The sequence below is a fragment of the Erythrobacter sp. S267 genome (assembly GCF_057365045.1).
The window spans coordinates 1,918,949-1,940,241 of the sequence record NZ_CP200298.1 but is presented as its reverse complement, the minus strand read 5'-3'; the positions used below and the strand labels follow the sequence as shown (position 1 = coordinate 1,940,241).

Annotated in this window: 21 protein-coding genes and 2 pseudogenes; 13 read left to right on the top strand and 10 right to left on the bottom strand. The window is 60.8% G+C overall.

Annotated elements, in window-relative coordinates; all coding sequences use genetic code 11:
• Positions 1–307 precede the first annotated feature (307 nt).
• The gene (locus AC0V6X_RS09210) at positions 308–769 is read left to right on the top strand and encodes a hypothetical protein (protein WP_486184261.1); all 462 of its coding nucleotides are present in this window, start codon (positions 308–310) and stop codon (positions 767–769) included.
• A gap of 91 nt (positions 770–860) precedes the next feature.
• The gene (locus tag AC0V6X_RS09205; RefSeq protein WP_486184260.1) at positions 861–1,292 is read left to right on the top strand and encodes a hypothetical protein; all 432 of its coding nucleotides are present in this window, start codon (positions 861–863) and stop codon (positions 1,290–1,292) included.
• Between the two features lie 3 nt (positions 1,293–1,295).
• Here AC0V6X_RS09205 and AC0V6X_RS09200 read toward each other — a convergent pair whose 3' ends face one another.
• Positions 1,296–2,501, bottom strand: coding sequence for a glycosyltransferase family 4 protein (locus tag AC0V6X_RS09200; RefSeq protein WP_486184259.1), 1,206 nt, complete (start codon positions 2,499–2,501; stop codon positions 1,296–1,298).
• Between the two features lie 374 nt (positions 2,502–2,875).
• Between AC0V6X_RS09200 and AC0V6X_RS09195 the strand changes: the two are divergent.
• From AC0V6X_RS09195 to AC0V6X_RS09180, 4 genes and pseudogenes are all read left to right on the top strand, one after another.
• Positions 2,876–4,054, top strand: a pseudogene (locus AC0V6X_RS09195) (phosphoserine transaminase).
• Positions 4,055–4,148: 94 nt separating this feature from the next.
• Positions 4,149–5,732, top strand: a complete 1,584-nt coding sequence (gene serA, locus AC0V6X_RS09190) for a phosphoglycerate dehydrogenase (RefSeq protein WP_486184258.1) — start codon at positions 4,149–4,151, stop codon at positions 5,730–5,732.
• 118 nt (positions 5,733–5,850) lie between these two features.
• Entirely contained in the window at positions 5,851–6,957 is a 1,107-nt protein-coding gene (locus AC0V6X_RS09185) for an ATP phosphoribosyltransferase regulatory subunit (RefSeq protein ID WP_486184257.1), read from the top strand.
• A gap of 62 nt (positions 6,958–7,019) precedes the next feature.
• Positions 7,020–7,496 (top strand): hypothetical protein, encoded by a 477-nt coding sequence (locus AC0V6X_RS09180; RefSeq protein WP_486184256.1) that lies wholly within the window; start codon positions 7,020–7,022, stop codon positions 7,494–7,496.
• Between the two features lie 4 nt (positions 7,497–7,500).
• Here AC0V6X_RS09180 and AC0V6X_RS09175 read toward each other — a convergent pair whose 3' ends face one another.
• Complete coding sequence (locus AC0V6X_RS09175; RefSeq protein ID WP_486184255.1) at positions 7,501–8,544, bottom strand: alpha/beta hydrolase; 1,044 nt, start codon at positions 8,542–8,544, stop codon at positions 7,501–7,503.
• 285 nt (positions 8,545–8,829) lie between these two features.
• Between AC0V6X_RS09175 and AC0V6X_RS09170 the strand changes: the two genes are divergently transcribed.
• The 3 genes from AC0V6X_RS09170 (at position 8,830) to AC0V6X_RS09160 (ending at position 12,627) form a co-directional block, all read left to right on the top strand.
• A complete protein-coding gene (locus AC0V6X_RS09170; protein ID WP_486184254.1) occupies positions 8,830–10,515 on the top strand; it encodes a hypothetical protein in 1,686 nt (561 codons plus the stop codon).
• Between the two features lie 153 nt (positions 10,516–10,668).
• Entirely contained in the window at positions 10,669–11,958 is a 1,290-nt protein-coding gene (locus AC0V6X_RS09165; RefSeq protein WP_486184253.1) for an adenylosuccinate synthase, read from the top strand.
• 75 nt (positions 11,959–12,033) lie between these two features.
• Positions 12,034–12,627 carry a L,D-transpeptidase family protein gene (locus AC0V6X_RS09160; RefSeq protein WP_486184252.1) on the top strand — a complete coding sequence of 198 codons (594 nt, stop codon included), beginning with the start codon at positions 12,034–12,036 and terminating at the stop codon, positions 12,625–12,627.
• 3 nt (positions 12,628–12,630) lie between these two features.
• Here AC0V6X_RS09160 and AC0V6X_RS09155 read toward each other — a convergent pair whose 3' ends face one another.
• From AC0V6X_RS09155 to AC0V6X_RS09140, 4 genes and pseudogenes are all read right to left on the bottom strand, one after another.
• On the bottom strand, positions 12,631–13,011 hold the full coding sequence (locus AC0V6X_RS09155) for a DUF6768 family protein (RefSeq protein ID WP_486185557.1): 381 nt from the start codon (positions 13,009–13,011) through the stop codon (positions 12,631–12,633).
• The gene (locus tag AC0V6X_RS09150) at positions 13,008–13,433 is read right to left on the bottom strand and encodes an RNA polymerase sigma factor (protein ID WP_486184251.1); all 426 of its coding nucleotides are present in this window, start codon (positions 13,431–13,433) and stop codon (positions 13,008–13,010) included. Before AC0V6X_RS09150 ends, AC0V6X_RS09155 begins: the two co-directional genes overlap by 4 nt.
• Positions 13,432–13,542, bottom strand: a pseudogene (locus AC0V6X_RS09145) (hypothetical protein); the annotation flags it as partial. The gene AC0V6X_RS09150 and the pseudogene AC0V6X_RS09145, both read right to left, overlap by 2 nt.
• A gap of 276 nt (positions 13,543–13,818) precedes the next feature.
• Positions 13,819–14,463, bottom strand: coding sequence for a hypothetical protein (locus AC0V6X_RS09140; protein ID WP_486184250.1), 645 nt, complete (start codon positions 14,461–14,463; stop codon positions 13,819–13,821).
• Here AC0V6X_RS09140 and AC0V6X_RS09135 point away from each other — a divergent pair.
• A complete protein-coding gene (locus AC0V6X_RS09135; protein WP_486184249.1) occupies positions 14,450–14,782 on the top strand; it encodes a winged helix DNA-binding protein in 333 nt (110 codons plus the stop codon). The genes AC0V6X_RS09140 and AC0V6X_RS09135 overlap by 14 nt on opposite strands.
• A gap of 2 nt (positions 14,783–14,784) precedes the next feature.
• Here AC0V6X_RS09135 and AC0V6X_RS09130 read toward each other — a convergent pair whose 3' ends face one another.
• The 4 genes from AC0V6X_RS09130 to argH are packed head-to-tail and all read right to left on the bottom strand — an operon-like array spanning position 14,785 to position 18,628.
• Positions 14,785–15,693, bottom strand: a complete 909-nt coding sequence (locus AC0V6X_RS09130; RefSeq protein ID WP_486184248.1) for a precorrin-2 dehydrogenase/sirohydrochlorin ferrochelatase family protein — start codon at positions 15,691–15,693, stop codon at positions 14,785–14,787.
• A gap of 23 nt (positions 15,694–15,716) precedes the next feature.
• Positions 15,717–16,976, bottom strand: coding sequence for a diaminopimelate decarboxylase (gene lysA, locus AC0V6X_RS09125; RefSeq protein ID WP_486184247.1), 1,260 nt, complete (start codon positions 16,974–16,976; stop codon positions 15,717–15,719).
• 15 nt (positions 16,977–16,991) lie between these two features.
• Positions 16,992–17,240, bottom strand: coding sequence for a hypothetical protein (locus tag AC0V6X_RS09120; protein ID WP_486184246.1), 249 nt, complete (start codon positions 17,238–17,240; stop codon positions 16,992–16,994).
• Entirely contained in the window at positions 17,240–18,628 is a 1,389-nt protein-coding gene (argH, locus tag AC0V6X_RS09115) for an argininosuccinate lyase (RefSeq protein WP_486185556.1), read from the bottom strand. Before argH ends, AC0V6X_RS09120 begins: the two co-directional genes overlap by 1 nt.
• Positions 18,629–18,668: 40 nt before the next feature.
• On the opposite strand from argH, the gene AC0V6X_RS09110 reads away from it, so the two are divergent.
• The 3 genes from AC0V6X_RS09110 to AC0V6X_RS09100 all read left to right on the top strand — a co-directional run bounded on the left by AC0V6X_RS09110 (position 18,669) and on the right by AC0V6X_RS09100 (position 21,277).
• Positions 18,669–19,271: a TlpA family protein disulfide reductase gene (locus tag AC0V6X_RS09110; protein ID WP_486184245.1), complete on the top strand. Its 603-nt coding sequence runs from the start codon at positions 18,669–18,671 to the stop codon at positions 19,269–19,271.
• Positions 19,272–19,499: 228 nt separating this feature from the next.
• Positions 19,500–19,865 carry a hypothetical protein gene (locus tag AC0V6X_RS09105; protein WP_486184244.1) on the top strand — a complete coding sequence of 122 codons (366 nt, stop codon included), beginning with the start codon at positions 19,500–19,502 and terminating at the stop codon, positions 19,863–19,865.
• Entirely contained in the window at positions 19,862–21,277 is a 1,416-nt protein-coding gene (locus AC0V6X_RS09100) for a relaxase/mobilization nuclease domain-containing protein (protein ID WP_486184243.1), read from the top strand. Before AC0V6X_RS09105 ends, AC0V6X_RS09100 begins: the two co-directional genes overlap by 4 nt.
• The last annotated feature ends 16 nt before the right edge of the window (positions 21,278–21,293 follow it).

Genomic DNA, 21,293 nt, shown 5'->3' with positions numbered 1-21,293 from the left:
CCGCTTGGTCAGACGCTTGGGCGCATTAGGCGGGCTCCGGACGAGGCAATCTGTCTTTGCCTGTGAAGGTATCAGTCTTCTCGTCTTTGGATACCCGATGATCAGTCCGTGGTCCCGGTGCTTTCGTTTGTGCCCAAGGGCCGGGAGCGCGGGCTGATTGGGCATCTAGCTGAGTGGTTTAGGCAGTCTGACCTCATCTCTGCCAGACCGCATTTCTGGCGTTAACCAATCGCTAGGCCTGACTCTTCGCCCGTTGGTCATTCCTTCGCGCTACCCGACAAGCTGAACCGCTTTGAGGGAATGAGAAATGCACGCAGCCGAAAACCAGCTCCCGACCGAAGGCCCCTCCCATGTCTGTCCGCACCCGCTTGCGGCCAATCTGGCCAGCGCAGATCAAAATGGCGCAATGCCTTGGCATCTGTGGGCGGTCGGCGCGCTGACCCTGATCTGGTATGCGCTTGGCCTTGGGCAGTTGGGCCTGATGGAAGCGGGCGCTTCTACTGCATCGATCTGGTCGCAGGCCTCGCTCGCGCTGTGCCTGTGCGCAGGTTTCGGCGGCGCGGCTTTGCTGCTTCTGCGCTCTCGCTATGCCGTGCAGGCGCTGGTTGTTGCCTTGGTGGGCGTCATGGCGACCTCACTCGACAAGTTCGTCTTCGCGAGTGAACCTGCCAGTCTCTATGCCGACCCGGCTGTTCTGGGCTTGTGGCTGATTGCGCAGGTGAGCCTGTTCTACGGCCTGCGCGTCCGCGCGCTTGGTCTTCTGCGCTAAGAGCAGCGCTTTGGGCTAAACTTGCCCCATTGGTAACACTCTGACATCTTCCCTGGCCAACAGTCTGGACTGTTAAGGGGAGGGATCAATCATGAATATTGCTGCTGGAGCGGCGAAGACGCCGTGGCATCTTTGGGTTGTCGGTATCGTCAGCCTGCTGTGGAATGCGGTTGGCGGGTTCAGCTACACCATGACGCGGCTGGGCAGGCTTGAATTGCTTGGCATGGGCGAGGCAGAGATCGCGTATTTCGCCAGCGCCCCCATGTGGTCGAACACGTTTTGGGCGCTGGGCGTATGGGGCGCGATTGCGGGCTCAATCCTGCTGCTTATGCGCTCGCGTTTTGCGTTTCATGCGGTTGCGGTGGCGATCATCGGCCTGCTGGGATCGAATATCTGGCAATATGGGATGAGCGATATGCCCGAGAGCCTCTACAGCCCGCCGCTGACGATCATGATCTGGGTCACGACCTTGTTCATGCTGTTCTACGCCCGCCGCATGACCGATTCTGGGGTGCTTAGGTAAGACTTAGCCTTCAGCCGCTTCGGCGGCCTGCAATGCGCGCCGGTCTTCGATCAGGCGGATATAGGTGTCGGCGACGACCTTGTTGATCGCCTCCCAGCTATATTCATAACTGCGCTCCTCGCCCGCGCGGCCATGCGCCATGCGCAAAGCGGGATCGGTGCAATAGGGTGCCATGGCTTCGGCCAGCCCTTCGCTGTCGGGAGCCTCTGCGCCCTTCTTGCCCTTGAGCGGGACGAGCCGCCCGGTCACGCCATCATTGACAAGGCTGGAGGCACCCGTTGCCCCGGCGGCGACCACCGGTAGCCCGCAGGCCATGGCCTCCAACGTGACATTGCCAAAGGTCTCCGTGATCGAAGGGTTGAAGAAGATGTCACCGCTGGCGAGCGCCTGTCCCAGCTCCGGCCCGGTCTTGAACCCTGCAAAGATGCCGCCGGGCAAGGCTTCCTCAAACCATTGGCGCGCCGGGCCATCGCCGATGACCAGCACCTTGGCCTGAACGCCCCGTTTGCGCAGCTGGACGATACTTTCCGCAAAGACGTCGAGGCCTTTCTCCATCACCAACCGACCAAGGAAGACAATGGCGACGTCGTCGTCGGCAAGGCCGAGCGAACGCCGCCACTCCATATCGCGCCGGTCAGAGGAGAATACCGTGCGATCCACGCCGCGCGACCACAGGGCGATGTCGTCATGCATATCCTGCGCGAGCAGTTCATCGATCATGCTCTGCGATGGCGCGACCAGGGCGTCGCAGCGATTGTAGAACCGCTTAAGGATGCCGACGACCAGAGGCTCGGTAAAGCCAAGACCATAATAGCGCGGATAGGTTTCAAACCGCGTGTGGACGCTGGCGAGCACGGGAATGTCGTGATCCTGCGCCCAGCTCAACGCGGCGTGTCCTGCCGGATCGGGCGAGGAGAGGTGGACGATGTTGGGTTTGAACTTGGCAAGGTCGCGCTTTACCGCCGCGCCCAAGCGCAAAGGCAGTCGGTATTCTCCGCGGCCCTTCACGGGCATCGGGATATTGGGCACGCCGACCAGATCGCCGGTCGGCTCAAAGTCCGGATTGTCGACCTTTGGCGAGTAAATGCGCACGGCAGCGCCTGCGCCAAGCAGCGACGACACCAGACGATTAAGCGCCTGATTCGCCCCATCGCGGGTGTAATTGTAATTGCCGCTAAACAGCGCAATGCGAAGGTCGGACGTTTCCATGAAGCGACCCGTTTAGAGCGAGATTGTTCGCTTGGGGAGGGCTTTTTTATCTGTGTTCGCCCATCCGGGCGAACTCCTCGGCGCTATTCCTCCATCGCTTCGCTCAGTCGGGCACCTGTGGCTCGCGCGCGTGCGCTCGCGGCCCGCTGGTCGCGGACCGTGCTCCGCGACTACGCAGCGAAGTAAAGCCAAGAAATATCGCGATTGTTGTAAGGCATACGCTGATCGCGAGCCGTTCAGGCGAGCCAGAGCGCGACTGCGCGCGCCGGCGCTTGAGGCTAAACAAACATTGACTCTCCCCCGCACCTCACTAATGCCGCGCGTGGGCCACGCGGTCCCAACGCCGCGCGTGCTCTCTGTAAGGAGAGAATACAATGACTGACTATAAGCGTGGGCTGCTCCATGAGCCGCCCCTGAAGCCTACCCGTCCGCAATTTTCTTCCGGTCCGACCGTGAAGTTTCCTGGATGGTCCCTCGACAAAATCAGCACCAAATCGCTCGGCCGGTCGCACCGTTCGGCCTATGCGAAAGGTCGTCTCAAATACGCCATTGACCTCTCGCGTGAGCTGCTTGGTATTCCTGACGACTATCTCGTCGGGATCATGCCGGCCTCTGACACCGGAGCGCTCGAAGCGGCGATGTGGACGATGCTTGATCCCGCGCGCCCGGCAACGGTCGCGGCTTGGGAAAGCTTTGGCAATGTCTGGATTTAGGATGCGGTGAAGCAGTTGAAACTGCCCAACCTGCAAACCCTCACCGCCGATTATGGCGAGATCCCTGACCTCTCCACGATCCCGCAGCGCAATGACGTTGTGTTTACGTGGAACGGCACGACTTCGGGCGCGATGATCCCGAATACCGACTGGCTTGAGCCGGGCCGTGAGGGGATCACTATCAACGATGCGACCAGCGCTATCTTCGCGATGGAGATGGACTGGGCAAAGCTCGATGCGACGACCTTCAGCTGGCAGAAGATCATGGGCTCCGAAGCTCAGCACGGCATGCTGATCCTCAGCCCCAAAGCGGTGGAGCGGATCGAAAGCTATGATCCCGCATGGCCGCTGCCCAAACTCTTCCGCATGAAGAAGGGCGATAAGATCAATCGCGGCATCTTCGAAGGTGCCACGATCAACACGCCGTCGCTGCTTGCGACCGAAGATTATATCGCTGCTCTCGAATGGGCGAAGTCGATCGGTGGCCGCAAGGCACTGTTCGACCGTGCGAACACAAACGCCGATCTCGTCAAGAACTGGATCGAAGCCAAGCCGTGGCTGCGCAACATGGTCGCCGACCCGGCGCAGCGCACCAACACCGGCGTGTGCATGATGTTCCAGGGTGAGTGGTACGAAGGCCTCTCCCCTGAAGATCAGGCTGCGGTGCCCAAGCAAATCGTCAAGCTGCTTGAAGAGCGCAATGTCGGTTATGACTTCAACGGCTATCGCGACGCCCCGCCGTCTTTGCGCATCTGGTGCGGTGGCACGGTCGAGGCAGAGGATATCGAACGCCTCCTGCCGTGGATCGAGTGGGCTTACGAAGTCGTCAAGAACGGCTGATCAGGCTGGGCGGCAGCTCGCATGAGCGCCGCCCGCTTCTCCCCAGTTTACCGAGCCCTACGCGAGAGAACCGCGAGGCTACGAGGAATTTATCATGACCAAACCCAAAGTACTTATTTCCGACAAGATGGACCCCAACGCTGCGCGCATATTTGAAGAGCGTGGCTGCGATGTTGATGTGATCACCGGCGAAAGCCCCGAGGAGCTCGCCGCCCGCATTGGCGAGTATCACGGCCTTGCGATCCGCAGCTCGACCAAGGTGACGCCTGCCATTCTGGACGCCGCGACGAACCTCAAAGTCATTGGCCGTGCCGGTATCGGCGTCGACAATGTCGATATTCCCTATGCCAGCGGCAAGGGCGTCGTGGTGATGAACACGCCGTTCGGCAACTCGATCACCACAGCCGAGCACGCCATTGCGATGACCATGGCGCTCGCTCGGATGATCCCTGCGGCGAATGCCCGCACGCAAGATGGCGAGTGGCCCAAGAAGGACTTCATGGGCGTCGAAGTGACCGGCAAGACCGTCGGCTTGATCGGCGCAGGGAACATTGGCTCGATCTTCGCCAGCCGCGCGCAGGGTCTCAAGATGAAAGTCATCGCCTATGACCCGTTCCTGACCGAAGACCGCGCGGTCGAGATGGGCGTGGAGAAAGTCGATCTCGACACACTGCTGAGCCGGGCCGATTTCGTCTCACTCCACACGCCACTGACGGACGAGACCCGCAACATCCTGTCGCGTGAGCGGCTGGAGAATGCCAAGCCCGGCATCCGCATCGTCAATTGCGCACGGGGTGGCTTGATCGACGAAGTGGCGCTTAAAGACTGCCTTGAAAGCGGTCAGGTCGCTGGCGCGGCGCTGGACGTGTTTGCGGAGGAACCGGCCAAGGAAAACCCGCTCTTCGGCGCGCCCAACTTCATCTGCACCCCGCACCTTGGCGCCTCGACCACCGAGGCGCAGGTCAATGTCGCGCTGCAAGTGGCCGAGCAGATGGCGGATTACCTCGTCAATGGCGGCGTCACCAATGCGCTCAACATGCCTTCGCTCAGCGCTGAAGAAGCGCCGAAGCTGAAGCCTTATATGGCGCTGGCTGAGAAACTCGGCAGCCTTGTGGGTCAGCTTGCCCATGGCAACCTCACCAAAATCAGCATTGAGCGTGAGGGCGCGGCAGCAGAGCTGTCGGGCAAGCCGATCACGGGCGCGGTGCTTGCAGGCTTCATGCGCCGCTATTCCGACACGGTGAATATGGTCAACGCGCCATACTTGGCGAAAGAGCGCGGCCTAGACGTGTCCGAAGTGCGCCAGAACCGCGATGGGGCGTTCAGCACCCTGATCCGCGTTTCGGTCGAGACTGACCAAGGCACGCGCTCGGTTGCGGGCACACTCTTTGGCAAGGACGCACCGCGTCTGGTCGAGATTTTCGGCATCGGTATCGAAGCAGAGCTCAACGGCCACATGCTCTATGTCGTCAATGACGATAAGCCGGGCTTTATTGGCCGGATCGGGACGCTCTTGGGCTCCAAGGGCATCAATATCGGCACCTTCAACCTCGGCCGCCGCGATGCCGGCGGGGAAGCGGTGCTGCTGTTGAGCCTCGACGAAGCCCCCTCTGCCGACGTTATCGCCGATGCAGAGCAGGTTGAGGGCGTAAAGCTGGTCAAGGCTTTGAGCTTTTAGGCCAAGGCCAAATCCCGTTCATGCTGAGCTTGTCGAAGCATCGTACTTCTTCTAGCGCGTTGGCCGGAAGAAGAAGGATGCCCCTTCGACAGGCTCAGGGTGAGCGGATAATTGCAAGATGACTGAACGCACCGACCTCCTGCCTATCGGCCTCGAAGACCGTCTGCCCGCCTCGGCGGCCCGGATCACCGCTGTGATGCGCGCTGCGCTCGATACGCTGGATGGTCATGGCTATGACCGGGTGCGCCCGCCTCTGCTGGAGTTTGAGCGCTCCCTTGCGAGCCGGATGCAGGGAGTTGAAACGCGCCGGATGTTCCGCATGACCGACCCGGCCAGCCTCGATACGCTTGCCCTGCGGTCGGACATTACCCCGCAGATCGGGCGTATCGCTGCGACCAGCATGAAGGATGCGGCGCGTCCGCTGCGGCTCGCTTATTGCGGCGACACGGCGGTGATCGCGGCCAGCCAGCTCGACCCAGCGCGCGAGCGACTGCAATTGGGCGCAGAGCTAATCGGGGCGGACACGGTTGCTGCGGCGAGCGAGATTGTCAGCCTCGCAATCAGCGCTCTCAAACAAGCCGGAGCGCAGGGCATCTCGGTCGATTTCACCATGCCCGATCTGGTCGACACTTTGGCGGCTGGCGACGCCGCATTGGACGAGGCGACAATCGCCGCGATCCGGCGCGAATTGGACACCAAGGATGCGGGCGGTTTGAAGGCTGTTGGCGGAGAGGCGTTTCTCCCGCTGCTTTATGCGACGGGGCCGATTGACGAAGCGCTCACCAAATTGCGCGACTTTGACGCTGGGCGCGCGCTCACTTCGCGGCTCGATGCGATGGAAGAGATTGCCAAGGCAGTCGGCGACACGGCCCGCGTGACCCTCGACCCGACGGAGCGGCATGGGTTTGAATATCAAAGCTGGTTCGGCTTCACGATCTACGCCGAGGGTCTGCGCGGCGCAGCGGGGCGCGGAGGCACATACAAGATCGGCGGCAGCGAAGAGGCAGCAACCGGCTTCACGCTCTATATCGACCGGATTGCAGAGGTGGCGCCTGGGCCAGACAGGGCCCAGAGGCTCTATTTGCCGCTTGGCCATGACCCGCATGTGGCGCAAAAACACCGTGACAAAGGTTGGGTAACGATCGCGCAACTGGACGAAAGCGAAGAACCCAAAGCGTTGGGTTGCACGCATATCGTTCAGGGGGACGACATCCGCACGCTTTAGATGTTGGCTGGATTCGCCTGCCAGTGTGGTGGCCGTGATGCGCAAATGTGGAAGGGGTAGCCATGGGTAAGTTTCTGGTCTTTGCAGTCGGTCTGGCAATGGCAGTACCGGCATCGGCGCAATGGAATTACGAGCTCAATGAAGGCGGTCATTACGCCTGGATCACCGATGGCGGCTTTGTAGAGAACTCCTTTGCCAACGGCATGTTTGTGGTCTGCCCTGACGCGTCTCCATCAGACTTTGATCCCTCAGATACCCGCCACCGCCAAGTGCTGTGTACGTTCCGCGTCACGCTTGATGGCGCGATGCCACGCCCACCTGCCGTTGTGACCTTCACCTTTGACGATGGCACGGTGATCACCCGCCTCTCGGAACGTGTCGGCGGCACCCGCCCGCAGATTGCGCTGGAGGGCGACTTGTTGGAGGCGATGATGTCGAAGTCGAGCGTCACTATCTCGACAGCCAGTGGTCAAAGTCACACCTTTTCACTCACCGGATCGTCCGCCGCATTGCGCAGTGCAATGGGCTTGACGTCCTAGGCGTTTAACCCAGCACGCTCTCCAAAAACGCATCGACCGCCTGCGTCTGCGCAGCGCCCGGTTCGGTGCCGATTTCGCGGTTCATGCGGCCGTGGTCGGTGCCTGCAATGGGGAGGGCGCTTGCCTGACTGCCCGTCTCTACCAGAGCGTTGATGAAGCCTTGCGCCTGATCGCGCGAATCGTCGCGTTCCTCGACATAAAGGGCGAGCCAGTTTGGCGCGTCTGGGCCACCAACATGGGTAATGGGGGAGAGCGCCTTTTGCCGCTCTTCATCGCGGCCAAAGACAGTGGTGTAGGTTTGCCAGCTTTGTGGGCCGGCATTGGCGATGCGGGTAGGCACGTCATAGCCTGCTCCATCGAGCAGGATCACGCCCTGGATCGCGGCAAAACTCTCGCCCGCATAGCTCGGATCGCTTGCCACCAGCGCGGCAAGATGCGCGCCAGCGCTGTGGCCGATCAGCACGATCCGGTCAGGGTCAAAGCCGATGGCGGAGGCTTGCCCGCGCAAGGCTTGGATCGCGGCTCCTACATCCGCTGCCTGCTCCTCCACCGGAAAGTCTGGCAGCAGTCGGTATCCGGTTGAGGCGAAATAGTAGCCGTTCGCATTGAAATGTGCGGGCTTTGCTTGAACACGCTTATTGTCGCCCATGCTCCAGCCGCCGCCATGGACAAACAAGACAAGAGGCAGTTCCTCTACTGCATCGTCAGGTTCATAAATGTCGACCACTTGGCGTTGGTGGGGTCCGAAAATGACGGTGCGGGAGACCTGTGCGGGGGCGATGTAGGGCGTTGTCGCAGTTTGTTGGCGGCGTTGGCCCATGCGCTCTCGCAATTGATCGGCGCAGTTTTCGGAGAGCTGGTCGAACTTCTCCTGCAAACAGGCGCGCACCTGATCGCGGTCCGGGCGACCATCGAAAGCGCACAATTCGCGGATCTCTGCGCGGCATTCGCGCGGCATACGCTCACGTTGTTGGGCGGAAAGGCTGGAGGCGAGCACTGCGCCTGCTCCCAGCACGCCTGCAAGTGTCACCCACGCTGGGGCTCGCATTCCACTACGCCTATGCACCATCTTTTGCCTCACCTTTTGAACCCGATTGATTGAGCGCAGTCATGCCCGCCCAAGCGCCCAGCGCAAGCTACAGATGGTCGCGCTTTGTATCGCAGCGGTTAGAGTGGTGGCGATGAACGCGCGCGAAACGGTTAAGTGTTCCCAATTGGAACGATTGATCGCGCGATACGTCCAATTTGAACAATGATACTGTTATTCAGCGGCTATTTCCGATAGCTTTCGTATCTTAACTGGCATTGTCCGACCAAAGCTAAGGAGCCGAACTTGATTCACTACCGCGCACCCCTCTTGGCCTGCACCGCAATTGGTGCGTTGGCGCTCAGTAGCGCAGAAGCCAGAGCGGCAGCGGATGACTATTCGGTTGAGGCACAGGGCCAAGTCACGATCGCGCTCGAATTGTGCTCGGCTGAAACGCAATTGATGGTGCGCGGGACGACGCACACTGACCTCGATTTCTACGTCAGCGATCCAAATGGCAATCAGGTGTTCGCGGATGAAGGTCTCGACGATTTCGTCAGCACCGTGATCGAGAAAGAGGCAGATGGCTGCGAAGCCTACTCCATGCGGGTCAGCAATCTGGGCGAGGAAGCCAATGACTTCACCGTCGTGGTTGAGCCCGTCAGCGAAAGCTCCCTGCGCATCTACAAGGCGATCATCCAACCCGGTCAGACGCGGATGGTCAATTTCAAAGCCTGCGGAACCGCGGCAGAGGTCAATGCGCGCGGCGATGGTGGAACCGATCTGGACTTCATTATCCGCAACTCCGACGAAGGTGTCGTCCACGAAAATGCCGACCTGACCGATGAAACCACGGCTGAGTTGATGAGCTTGCTCAACGACTGCGAGGTCTTCGAAATGGAGGTCGCCAATCTGGGTGAGATTCCGAACATCCTGATGGTCACGGTCAAACCCGAAGGTGTAGTAGCGGCCGATTTCGCCGGTACGGCTCCCTCGACCAGTCTGGCGGCGGCGGGATCAGGCGGAGGGGGCTTTAGTCTCGAAGATGCCTATACGCGCCCGGCTGAACTGGCTGAGGAAAGCGGAGAAGGCACCTATCGCGCAGAAGCGAATACCTCGATCCGCGTCGCCTTGCCGGTTTGCGGCGCGACCCGGCTGGAGGTGCGCGGTGATGGGGACACGGACCTCGACTTCACCGTCAATGATGAAGGCGGCGAGGCGATCCACAATGATGTAGACCTCTCCGACGTAACCTTTGCCGAGCTTGCTCCGGCGAGCGAGTGCGAGAATTACGAGCTGCGGGTCGACAATCTGGGGCAGGTCTACAACGAGTTCACGATTGCGCTGATTGACCCTGCGACCCGAACCGGGACCAGCGGGCCGGGCGAATACCGCGTCAATGCGAGCCTTGCGACCAAGGTTCCGATCCGCATTTGTGGTGTGACCAATGTGCGCGCGCGCGGTGACGGGGATACTGATCTCGACTTTGAAGTGGTGGATGCCGATGGCGATATTCTCCACGAAGATTACGACATGACCGACGCGACCGAGTTCACGCTTGATCCCGGAGAGGCTTGCGCGGACTTCCAACTCAAGGTCAGCAATCTGGGCGATGTCTACAACGTGCTGACGGTCGACTTTGATGGCACCGGGCCAGCACGCGCCGGTGGCGGATCGACTGGCGGGGCCGTGCCCGGCTTTGCCAAGGGCGTTGACGGTGAAGGCACGCTGGGCCGGATGATCACGATCCAAAACCGCTCTGGCGAAGCGATCAGCTCTGTCTTCTGGTCGAACTCTGCGACCTTCGATTGGGGTGAGGATATGCTGGCTGAGGGCGGCTCTGCGCTTGCTGCTGGCGCCAATTGGGATGTTGACGTCGCTGATGGCTCCAGCGCCTGCCTGTTCGACTTCCGCGCCCTGACCGAAGCGGGCCGCGAAATCCGCGTGCGCGCGGTCAATGTCTGCGATCTCTCCAGTATTGTGATGGAGTGACGGCTTGAAACAGGGCTGAAAGCGGCGCCTTGACGCCTCTTTCACTGTTCCGGCTACACCCGCTCTTGCCCTTGCTCGCACAAGTGCTTAGGCCCCGTGCCGGTTTGGCGTGGCGCTCCTTTGCCGCGTGGCTCAGCAGGAAGTCTCTGACCAATGGCTAACGTTACCGTGATCGGCGCCCAATGGGGCGATGAGGGCAAGGGCAAGATCGTCGATTGGCTGGCAAGCCGTGCCGACGTTGTGGTGCGCTTTCAGGGCGGGCACAATGCCGGCCACACGCTGGTGATCGACGGCAAGGTCTTCAAACTCTCCCTGCTGCCTTCTGGCATTGTTTCAGGCACGATGAGCATGATCGGCAATGGCGTCGTGCTCGACCCGTGGGCCTTGCGCGATGAGGTCGCGAAGCTCGAAGGGCAGGGCGTTTCGATCTCCGCTGACAATCTGGCGGTCGCGGACAATTGCCCGCTGATCCTGCCGCTCCACCGCGACCTTGATGGTCTGCGTGAGACGCAGGCGGGCAAGGGCAAGATCGGCACGACCGGCCGAGGGATTGGCCCGGCTTACGAGGACAAGGTGGGCCGCCGCGCGATCCGCGTGTGCGATCTGGCGCATCTCGACGATCTGGAGCCGCAATTGGACCGGCTTTGTGCGCACCATGACGCTTTGCGCGCTGGCTTCGACCAGCCTCCGGTGGATCGGGAGGCTCTGCTGGCTGAGCTGCGCGACGTGGCGCCTTTCGTGCTGCGGTTTGCGCAGCCGGTTTGGAAGCGCCTGAAGAAGGTTCGCAAGGCGGGCGCGAAGATCCTGTTCGAAGGCGCTCAGGGCGTGCTGCTCGACGTGGATCATGGCACCTATCCCTTCGTCACCAGCTCCAACACGGTAAGCGGCACAGCGGCGAGCGGCAGCGGCCTTGGTCCCAATGCGACGGGCTTCGTGCTCGGCATCGTCAAGGCCTATACGACCCGCGTCGGCTCCGGCCCGTTCCCGACTGAGCTCGACGACGAGATCGGACAAGGTATCGGAGAGCGAGGCCATGAATTCGGCACCGTCACCGGGCGCCAGCGCCGGGTCGGGTGGTTCGATGCGGTTCTGGTGCGCCAGACCTGCTCGGTCAGCGGCGTCACGGGCATCGCGCTCACCAAGATCGACGTTTTGGACGGGCTGGAGACGGTCAAGATCTGCACCGGCTATCGTCTCAACGGGAACGTAGTCGACTATCTGCCGACCCACGCAGCCGACCAAGCCGCGGTTGAGCCAATCTATGAAGAGATGGAAGGCTGGAGCGAAAGCACTGTGGGTGCGCGCAGCTACGCCGACCTCCCCGCCAATGCGATCAAGTATATTCAGCGCGTGCAGGAACTGATCGAGTGCCCCGTGGCTCTTGTCTCAACCAGCCCAGAACGCGATGATACTATCTTGATGCGGGACCCGTTCGTCGATTGATTTGCCCACCCTCGGTTCTGTCCCTAGGCGGAACGCACTGGACAGCGGCAATGGGCGAGTAAGGGATGTGCTGCTATGCAGCTTCGTATGACGCGCTTCTTGGCTCTTCTTGCGACCCTTTTGCTGGTGGCTTCCTGTGCTGCGCCTGAGCAAGACATTGCACGCGCGCCCCAGGCGGCACCTGCGAGCGATGCGTGGCCGCAAGCGGTCTATGCCAGCCGCACAATCCCCAACCCGTCCAGCGGACGTTTGGTCGCTGACTATCTGCTAGTCGACAAATCGGACCGGTTGCTGGTCGCCTATCGCGACGGTAAGCCAATCCGCGCCTATGCCGGCATCCAATTCGGCGACGCGCCCAATGGCCACAAACGCTTCCAGGGTGATGAGCGCACGCCGGAAGGCGTCTACACGATCGACTGGCGCAACCCGCAAAGCCGCTTCCACCTCTCCCTGCGCATCTCCTATCCCAATGCGAACGACCGCGCCTTCGCGAGGACCTATGGCCGTTCACCGGGCGGAGACATCTTCATCCACGGCCAGCCCAATGGACTGCGCTCTGGCCGGATGCGCGGGGATTGGACCGATGGCTGCATCGCGCTCTCCAACAAAGAGATCGAGGAGCTGTGGAGCATCGTGCCCAACGGCACCCCGATCGAGATTAGGCCCTGAGGCTTACTTTTGCTTCTCTTCGGAGAGGAGCGCGACCTGCACCTGCAACCGCTTCACTTCGCGCAGGATGGTGAGCATGTTCAACCGCGCGAACATCCACTCTTTGGCAAAGCCCATGATGACGATCAGAGTCAGGCCTGCAATGGCCCATAAGGCATGCACAACCGGATGATCGGTTGAATGCGCGACCTGATAGATCACAAACAGCAACACCATGCCCAGCGCAAAGGTGAAGCCGAAGATCAGCTTCGCCCAGCCACCAAGCGGACCTTGCCAGCTGTCTCCGATCTGCTGAAACATGCCGCGGTCGGCATCGAGCTTGGTGAGGAACGCATAATCGTCCTCGTCCAGTGCGCTCGTGATCTTGTCGTCAATATCACTCATTGGTCTTCTCCTTCTGGATGGGGATCGAGCGCCGCTTTCAACTTGCGGCGCGCGTGGAACAGGCGGCTTTTGGCCGTGCCTTCGGGGATGGACTGCACCTCCGCGATTTCGCGCAGGGTTAGCCCTTCGACAAAATGCAAATGCGCAGCGAGGCGCTGATCGGGCGGCAGCTGCGCAAAGGCCTGTGTGATTGCCGCCGTTTCGGAGGCTTTGGCAGAGCCTGCATCGACCTTGTCGCTCATGCTCTCGGCAGATCGGTCCGACAATGCCTCGCGATCCCGGATCACCTTGCGCAAGTGATCCGCACCGCGTCGATGCAGCACCGCAAAGGCATAGCTGCGGAACTTGGCGGGATCTTTGAGGCGCGGCAGGCCCTTTCCAGATTGCCAGCCAGCACTCCTGCGCCAAGTCCTGCGCTCCATGCGAATCGGAACAATAGCGCCGCGCCGCACGCGCCAGACGCGGGGCCCAGCGGCGGTACAACCGTTCTCCCGCCGTCCGATCTCCAGCCTGCGCATGCAGGATAAGCATCTCATCAAAAAGAGCGGCCGCCTGGGGCTTGGAGGAGGGGTTAAGCGTCTGAGTCATCGCATTTCTTACGTTTCAGCAGAGCAGTCGGTGAAATGCCAAGAACAGTTCAATCCTAAGTGAGAATACATCCAATTTGGACCAATAGTCTTGACTTGAACCCTCTTTGTTCTACTCTCGTTCTCATCAACAGGGGGTGATTCGATGACGCAGCTCGATACCAAAACTCGCAATAACACAGATGATTTCAGCTATGGCGCGGCCGAAGATTCAGCCGGCTTACCGGCGCGAGTGGCCATCTATGCCGACCGTGAAATGACGCGCGCTGAATTCGCTGAGGATTTGGACGGGGCGGGCTTCCGCACAATTGACGGCGGCCCGATCGCGAACCTGCTCGAAGGTCCTATTTCGCTGCTTGGTGATGTGGTGATGGTCGATTGTCCGCTGCTCACTGGAAACACTTTGGCGGCGCTCGTGCGGCTCGATATGCGCGTCGCTCAGGCTGGTGCAAAGCTGATCGTGACCACATCGATTGATGCGCTCGACGCTGTGTTTGCAGCGCTTGATCAATCTGATCCGCAAATTCTGGTGCAGCCAAGCCGTGCTGACCGCATTCTTGCTGTGGGCCGCGTGCTGGCTGATCTGGGCAGTGCACGAGTTCGTGAGATGAGTGATGAAGACCGCCTGAGCTTGCTGCATCTGTCGCGCCAGGTTGAAGCGATTGCGACAAAGCTGGAAGGGCTGACAGGCAGTTCGGATAGCGGACATTCTGCGCTGAGAGCGCATGCTGCATCGTCCAATGGCGCGAGCGCTGGCCATTTGAGCGTCGCCGCTTCGGATCAGGCCCCAAATCAGGTCGACGCGCAGCGCTTCAATTCGAACCCGCCGCCACTGCCAGACCCAGAATCTGGTGCGCCGGATCATTGCTACACGTCAGGCGCGCGCCAAATTCTTCGAAGGGGAGCTGTTTGCAGACCCTGCCTGGGACATGCTGCTCGACCTGACCGCTGCCAAGGCAGAACGCAGCCAGGTTTCCGTTACCTCGCTTTGCATCGCTGCCGAAGTTCCGGCCACAACGGCCTTGCGCTGGATCAAGCAATTGGTTGAAACCGGTGTCTTCATCCGAGTTGCAGACCCCTCTGATCGTCGCCGCGCTTTCATCGCGCTGAGCGAACAATCGTGTGAGGCGATGTCACGCTATTTTGCCGAAGTTGAAATGCCGCTCTTGCAGGAAGCGGCCTGAGGTCAGCTTTCGCGTTCACTTGACGCATTCGGGCCCCAGCGCAGCACCACGCTGAGCCCGCTTCCCTCGGGAACAGGATGGGTCTTTCCCGAACTGTCCCCAGGCGCTGCCATGCCCCCCGACGTGGCAGCGCCGCTTTTTTTCGCAGCGCTCGTCTGCACGGTTTCATCGGGCGCCAATGGAATTCGCTCTGCATCCGCTCGAGCTCGCGCCAGGATTGCCACTGGTACATCGCCGTCGAGATAAAGCCGCTCCGCCTCACCCAGCCAGCGGGCTTCGCGCACGGTCATGTCCTCAGGATCGGCGCTACGCAGTGCGATTTCCTCAACTGCGCCATCTGGTGCATCTGCGCCGCCATCAAGCCAACGCTCTACCTCTTCATGCGATCGCGGCCTCAAGACATCGAGGGCACCGCCCTCCCTCAAGGCACTATCGAGCGCGCGCCGACGATCTCCGCCATCGGGAAAACGCGCGCGCAATTTCGGCCGCGCCGCAAACAATGCGTTGGCGAGTTTGCCCACCGTCTGCGGCAAAATGCGCTCGAGCCGCAGACGAACATGCTTCGCCAGTCCTGCCGAGGCTCCGCCGGTTCCAATCGCAATCAACAGCGGATTGCGGTCGAGGATACTGGGCGTGGTGAAGTCACACAGTTCCGGCTTGTCGACGACGTTTACTAGCATCCCGGCACAGCGCAGATTGATCGCCGCGACCTCGCAAGCCTTCGCGTCATCATAGGCGACGAATGCGATGCGAACGCCTTCATCAATGGCGCGTTGTTGATCGTCGATGATGATGCCGCCAGCCCGCTCGACCAGACGGCGCTTGGGCTCTGCTGCCTCTCCCTCGCCCAGCACCAGCACGCTTTGTCCAGCGATGCGGTGGAATAGGGGAAGGGAGGCAAGTTCGCTCATCGCGGGTGGGTTACGCCAGACACTCAGGCCAGCCACTCGGGAACACGCTCGGCATCCATAATCGCGCCGGCGTCGATACGGTCGGCCACCACAGCGAATTTGTCGCCATCGACCAAAACCTCGGCCACAAAACCCCGCGAATTGTAGGAGGATGCCATAGTCGCGCCATAGGCTCCGGCGGTCCGGAACACAGCCAAATCGCCTGCGACAAGTGCGTCGCACAGGCGGCCCATCGCGAAGGTGTCGCCGGTTTCGCAGATCGGGCCGACAATGTTGGCTGTCATGTCTTTGCCGCTTGGCTGGACGGCGGTGAAGTCATGATAGGCACCGTAGAGGGCAGGGCGCGCGAGGTCATTCATCGCCGCATCGACAATCACGAAAGGATCGTTGATCCCGCGCTTCACTCGCACCACGCGGGTAAGCAGCACGCCGGCATTCCCTGCAATAACCCGGCCCGGTTCAAAGATCAGGCTGACGCCCCAGTCCTTCGTTACCCGCGCAACCATCGCGCCATATTCGGCCGGTGGCGGCGGGTTCTCGCCCTGCTTGTAGGGGACGCCTAGCCCTCCACCCAGATCGACGTGAGTGATCGTGTGTCCTGCACCGCGCAACGCCTTGACCAGCTCGCCAAGCTTTTCAAACGCTGCTTCGAGCGGCGCCAGATCGCCCAGCTGGCTACCAATATGGACAGCCACACCACGCAGATGCACTCCGGGACGGCCTGCCAGCTTGCCGAAAATCTGCCCGGCCTCATTGATCGGTACGCCAAATTTGTTGTCCGCTTTGCCGGTCGAGATCTTGTCATGCGTTCCCGCATCGACATCGGGGTTGATCCGCAAGGCGCAAGCCGCCTCGACACCCTTGGCTTCCGCGAGTTCGGCGAGCTCCAGCCCCTCTTCCTCGCTCTCAATATTGAACTGACCGATGCCCGCTTCCAGAGCGGCTTCGAGCTCAGCGCGCGTCTTGCCAACGCCAGAGAAGACGATCTTTTCTGGTGCAATCCCAGCCGCCAGAGCGCGCCGCATCTCGCCGACCGAAACCACGTCTGCGCCATAGCCCTGGCGCTGCAACACCTTGAGCACGGCGAGGTTCGGATTGGCCTTCACCGCGAAGGCGATCAGCTTGTTGGGCACGCCGTCCAGAGCCTCGCGGAAGACCCGCGCGTGGCGTTCAAGAGTGGCGCGCGAATAGACATAGACCGGGGTGCCCACGGCCTCGGCAATCTCAGGCAGAGGAACGTCTTCGGCGTGCATTACGCCGTCTCGAATTGCGAAATGGTCCATGAGAGGTTTGGGTCTTTACTCTGGTGGCAGGTCGAAGGGATCGTCCTCGCGTTCTTCGGAGCGGCGGCGCAGTTCAACGCTGCGCTCCGGTGCGGCGAGTGCCTCAAGCTCGAGCATCTGCTCAGGATCGGGGCTTTCGGTTGTTCCAAACGAGGCAGGCGGGGCGCTGTTCCCGGGCGCAGGTTCAAGCGGCGCGCGCGCTCCGCAAGCAGACAGGGCAAGGGCGCACACAGGCGCTGCTACAGCGATCACGGAAATGCGCATTATTCACTCGCTCCTGCTTCCTTGGCCAAACGCGCCCGCGCCTCAGCCACGCGCTGTCTTACCTGATCCGGCGCGGTCCCGCCATAGGAAGCGCGACTGGCGACGGAGGCTTCGATCGAAAGCGCCTTGAACACGCGGTCGTCAATCCGTGCGTCGATGGCTTTGAGGTCGTCCAGGGACAGTTCCTCCAAAGAGCAGGCCTTGCTGTCCGCCAACTTCACGGCCTCGCCCGTAATGTGGTGGGCTTCGCGGAATGGGATGTCTGCTTCGCGCACCAACCAGTCGGCGAGGTCAGTCGCGGTCGCGTGACCGGCGGCAGCGGCACCGCGCATCCGGTCGGGCTTGAAAGTTGTCTGAGCGATCATCCCGATCATCGCGGCAAGCGAGAGATCGAACAGGCCAGCGGCTTCGAAGACCGGCGGTTTGTCGTCCTGCATGTCCTTTGAATAGGCGAGCGGCAGGCCCTTCATCGTCACCATCAGCGATGTGCAAGCGCCCACGATCCGCCCGGTATGCCCGCGCACCAGCTCGGCAGCGTCAGGGTTGCGCTTTTGCGGCATGATCGACGAGCCAGTGGAGAGCTGGTCGGGCAGCGAGGCGAAGCCGAAGGGCTGGCTCGCCCAGAGGATCAATTCCTCGGCAAGGCGCGAGAGGTGGATCGCGCATTGGCTCGCGGCCATGAGATAATCGAGCGCGAAGTCCCTGTCCGACACCGCGTCGAGCGAATTGCGCGTCGGCCGAGCGAAGCCGAGCGTGCTGGCGGTTGCGTCGCGGTCAATCGGAAAGCCCGTCCCAGCCAGTGCCGCTGAGCCAAGCGGACATTCGTCCAACCGCTCCTGCGCCGCCTCAAACCGGGCAGCATCGCGGCTGAGCATCTCGTAATAGGCCATCAGGTGGTGGCCCAATGTCACTGGCTGTGCGGTCTGCAAATGGGTGAAGCCGGGCATGATCGTCTCGCAGTGCTCCTCGGCCCGTTCCACCAAAGCGCTGCGCAGAGCCGCCAGCGCGGCAAGAGCGCGGCCATTGGCGGTGCGGACCCACAGCTTGAAATCGGTCGCGACCTGATCGTTGCGGCTGCGCGCGGTGTGCAGGCGTCCGGCGACTGGCCCGATCAGCTCGGTCAGGCGAGCCTCCACCGTCATGTGGATGTCTTCGAGGTCCCAATCCTCTGGCACGCCGTCGCGCTCATACTCGCCCGCGATCTGGTCGAGGCCCTTTGCGATGGTCGCCGCGTCCTCGGCAGAGACGATTCCCTGCGCGCCCAGCATGGCCACATGGGCTTTCGATGCGCGGATATCTTCGCGCCACAAAGCCTTGTCGAAGGGGATCGAGGCATTGATTTCGCGCATGATCGCGCTAGGCCCTTCAGCGAAACGCCCGCCCCACATCGTGTTGGTGGCGTCTTTGTTCTGGTTCTGGGAGTCGCTCATGCTTCGTATCACTGCCTTGTTGGCCGCTACCGGCCTTGCTCTTGCGGCTTGCGATAGTGGGGCGAGCGATGCGGCGCAAGAAAGCGCTGCTAGTGCATCCGATAGTATAGGCCCCAGCCATACACCTCCTCCGCCCCCGCCGCAATTGCCGGGTCAGGTGGTGCGCGCCTTTGCCGGAACCGAGCTGCCGCCGCTGAGCTTCTCGGACCCCGAAGGCAACACGCTGAACTTGGCAGAGCTCGATCAGCCGGTCTTGGTGAACCTGTGGGCGACATGGTGCGGCCCATGCGTGACCGAGATGCCCGCGCTCGACAATCTTGCCTCCGAGCTGGACGGGGAGCTGAAAGTCCTGACCATCAGCCAGGACAATCGCGGCGCTGATGTGGTGGTCCCTTTCTTTGCTCAACGCGATTTCCGGAACCTCGAACAATGGCTCGACCCCGAAAACGATCTCGCGGTGGCCTTCACCGATGGCGGGGTGCTGCCCGTGACGGTGCTGTTCGATGCTGAAGGCAAAGAGATCCTGCGTGTCGCAGGCGGCTATGAGTGGGACAGCGAGGAGGCAATTGCGCTGGTGAAAGAGGCGCTGGCTGAAGGGTAAGGCTGACGCCTTTCTGACCCTTCGCTTGCGCTCGGGAGTTTCCCGTCCAAAACCATCCCCCGGATGGTTTTGCGTCAGGGAAACTGGTGGGCCGGACCACGCTTTTCTAGAACAGATTTTCGAGGAATTGAGCGACTGGGAACACCAGCTCAAACACGCTGATATTGATTGGGATGAACTTGATGATCCGGGCTTGAATGAGCCTGATTTGGGATTGTGAGGTGCGTGATGGAAGAACGCAGACTCTCAATCCGACTATCGTTTGAACAATATGCGGCCTTGGAAGCGAAGGCGGGTCGCAAGACGGTTTCGCAATATGTGCGTGAAGAGCTGGGACTGATTGAAAAGGCGCGTCCACAAGCCTCCCGCAAGCCGCGAAATGACGAAGTGTTGCTGGCGCGCATTCTTGCCGCGCTGGGTTCTTCCGACATGCCGCGTTCCATGCGCGATATCGCCGATGCTGCGCGCAATGGCGCTCTGCCGGAATCGCCTGATACGCTGCTGACGCTGCAAGCTACTTGCCTGACGATTGAGAAAATCCGCCATGATCTGATCAAAGCGCTTGGCATCAAGCCTGATGGTCCAGCCCCATGATCCTCGAAGGCAATAGCCGTGGTGGTGCCAAGAACTTGGCTGATCACCTGATGAGCCATGAAAATGATCATGTGACCGTGCATGACATTCGCGGTTTTGCCGCCGATGACCTGCACGGCGCTCTCAATGAAACCTACGCCATTAGCCGAGCAACTAAGTGCAAGCAGTTTCTCTATTCGCTTTCACTCAACCCTCCGCCTGACGCACGAGTCAGCTCTGAGGAGTTTGAGGCCGCAATTGATCGCGCTGAAGAGCGCCTGGGCCTTAGTGGGCAACCGCGCGCCATCGTCTTTCATGAGAAAGAAGGCCCCGGCGGTATGCGCCGCCATGCCCATGCGGTGTGGAGCCGCATTGATGGTGAAAGCATGACGGCGCGCAATATGAGCTTTGACCGTGAGAAATTGCAGGAAGTCAGCCGCGAGCTCTATCGGGAGCATGGCTGGCGCATGCCGGAGGGTTTTGCAGACCGCTCAAAGCGTGATCCAAGAAACTACAATCTTGCCGAATGGCAGCAGGCCAAACGACACGAAAAGCACCCGAACGAGGTGCGAGAAGCGATTTCCGATAGCTGGGCCATCTCAGATAGCGTCCAGACCTTCTCACATGCTCTCAAGGAACGCGGGTTCTATCTGGCGCAAGGTGATAGGCGCGGCTTTGTCGCGGTCGATACCGATGGCGAAGTGCATTCAATAGCGCGCCGCGCTGGCATCAAAACCAAGCAGGTCAATGAGCGTTTGGGTGATCCAAGCGAATTGCCGAATGTGGAAGCTGCGAGAGATGCTATGGCTCAAGATATGAGCCAGATGCTCGGGCGCGTTTACAATGAGCAAGCAAGCCAAGCGAAAGCAGACAAGGAGCGCCGTGAAGCTGAAAAGCAGCGCATGATCGAAGAGCAACGCGCCGAGCGGCAGCGCTTTGATCAAGAGCAACAACAGCGCCAAATACAAGAACAGGCCGAACGGCAAGAACGCTTCCGGCGCGGCATTCTAGGGCTTTGGGACCGCATTACAGGGCAGCATCGCCGAATAGCTGAACAGAACCGCTTGGAGACAGAAGCGGCGCAGCAGCGTGATCGAGAAGCGCGTGAAAAGATCATTTTTGATCAGATCGAAGAACGCCAAAGGCTCGCTGAGCAAGCACGTGAGCGTCAAAACGAATTCAACCGTCAGGCTAAGGAAATTGAGGCCGATAAAGAGCGGTTTCTGGCTATGCGCCGCAAGGAGGCTCTACATAGTGGACCTGAGCGTGAGCAACCCGCTCAACAGCCGCAGCCTCCGCCTGAAGATCGTTCCGCTGAGCAAGAAATCAGACAAAGAGAGTTTCTGGAGCAAAGGCTGCGCGAAACTACTGAACGGGATGATCTTGACCAAGATTCTGGCCCCGACCATGAAGGGCCTGAAATCGAGCGATAAGAAAGAGACTGGCTCT

What these genes read in the sequence shown, in the direction of transcription:
- AC0V6X_RS09210 (WP_486184261.1), top strand. Translation starts at nt 308, where the DNA reads ATGCACGCAGCCGAAAACCAGCTCCCGACCGAAGGCCCCTCCCATGTC.
- AC0V6X_RS09205 (WP_486184260.1), top strand. Translation starts at nt 861, where the DNA reads ATGAATATTGCTGCTGGAGCGGCGAAGACGCCGTGGCATCTTTGGGTT.
- AC0V6X_RS09200 (WP_486184259.1), bottom strand. Translation starts at nt 2,501, where the DNA reads ATGGAAACGTCCGACCTTCGCATTGCGCTGTTTAGCGGCAATTACAAT.
- serA (WP_486184258.1), top strand. Translation starts at nt 4,149, where the DNA reads ATGACCAAACCCAAAGTACTTATTTCCGACAAGATGGACCCCAACGCT.
- AC0V6X_RS09185 (WP_486184257.1), top strand. Translation starts at nt 5,851, where the DNA reads ATGACTGAACGCACCGACCTCCTGCCTATCGGCCTCGAAGACCGTCTG.
- AC0V6X_RS09180 (WP_486184256.1), top strand. Translation starts at nt 7,020, where the DNA reads ATGGGTAAGTTTCTGGTCTTTGCAGTCGGTCTGGCAATGGCAGTACCG.
- AC0V6X_RS09175 (WP_486184255.1), bottom strand. Translation starts at nt 8,544, where the DNA reads ATGCGAGCCCCAGCGTGGGTGACACTTGCAGGCGTGCTGGGAGCAGGC.
- AC0V6X_RS09165 (WP_486184253.1), top strand. Translation starts at nt 10,669, where the DNA reads ATGGCTAACGTTACCGTGATCGGCGCCCAATGGGGCGATGAGGGCAAG.
- AC0V6X_RS09160 (WP_486184252.1), top strand. Translation starts at nt 12,034, where the DNA reads ATGCAGCTTCGTATGACGCGCTTCTTGGCTCTTCTTGCGACCCTTTTG.
- AC0V6X_RS09155 (WP_486185557.1), bottom strand. Translation starts at nt 13,011, where the DNA reads ATGAGTGATATTGACGACAAGATCACGAGCGCACTGGACGAGGACGAT.
- AC0V6X_RS09150 (WP_486184251.1), bottom strand. Translation starts at nt 13,433, where the DNA reads ATGGAGCGCAGGACTTGGCGCAGGAGTGCTGGCTGGCAATCTGGAAAG.
- AC0V6X_RS09140 (WP_486184250.1), bottom strand. Translation starts at nt 14,463, where the DNA reads ATGATCCGGCGCACCAGATTCTGGGTCTGGCAGTGGCGGCGGGTTCGA.
- AC0V6X_RS09130 (WP_486184248.1), bottom strand. Translation starts at nt 15,693, where the DNA reads ATGAGCGAACTTGCCTCCCTTCCCCTATTCCACCGCATCGCTGGACAA.
- lysA (WP_486184247.1), bottom strand. Translation starts at nt 16,976, where the DNA reads ATGGACCATTTCGCAATTCGAGACGGCGTAATGCACGCCGAAGACGTT.
- AC0V6X_RS09120 (WP_486184246.1), bottom strand. Translation starts at nt 17,240, where the DNA reads ATGCGCATTTCCGTGATCGCTGTAGCAGCGCCTGTGTGCGCCCTTGCC.
- argH (WP_486185556.1), bottom strand. Translation starts at nt 18,628, where the DNA reads ATGTGGGGCGGGCGTTTCGCTGAAGGGCCTAGCGCGATCATGCGCGAA.
- AC0V6X_RS09110 (WP_486184245.1), top strand. Translation starts at nt 18,669, where the DNA reads ATGCTTCGTATCACTGCCTTGTTGGCCGCTACCGGCCTTGCTCTTGCG.
- AC0V6X_RS09105 (WP_486184244.1), top strand. Translation starts at nt 19,500, where the DNA reads ATGGAAGAACGCAGACTCTCAATCCGACTATCGTTTGAACAATATGCG.
- AC0V6X_RS09100 (WP_486184243.1), top strand. Translation starts at nt 19,862, where the DNA reads ATGATCCTCGAAGGCAATAGCCGTGGTGGTGCCAAGAACTTGGCTGAT.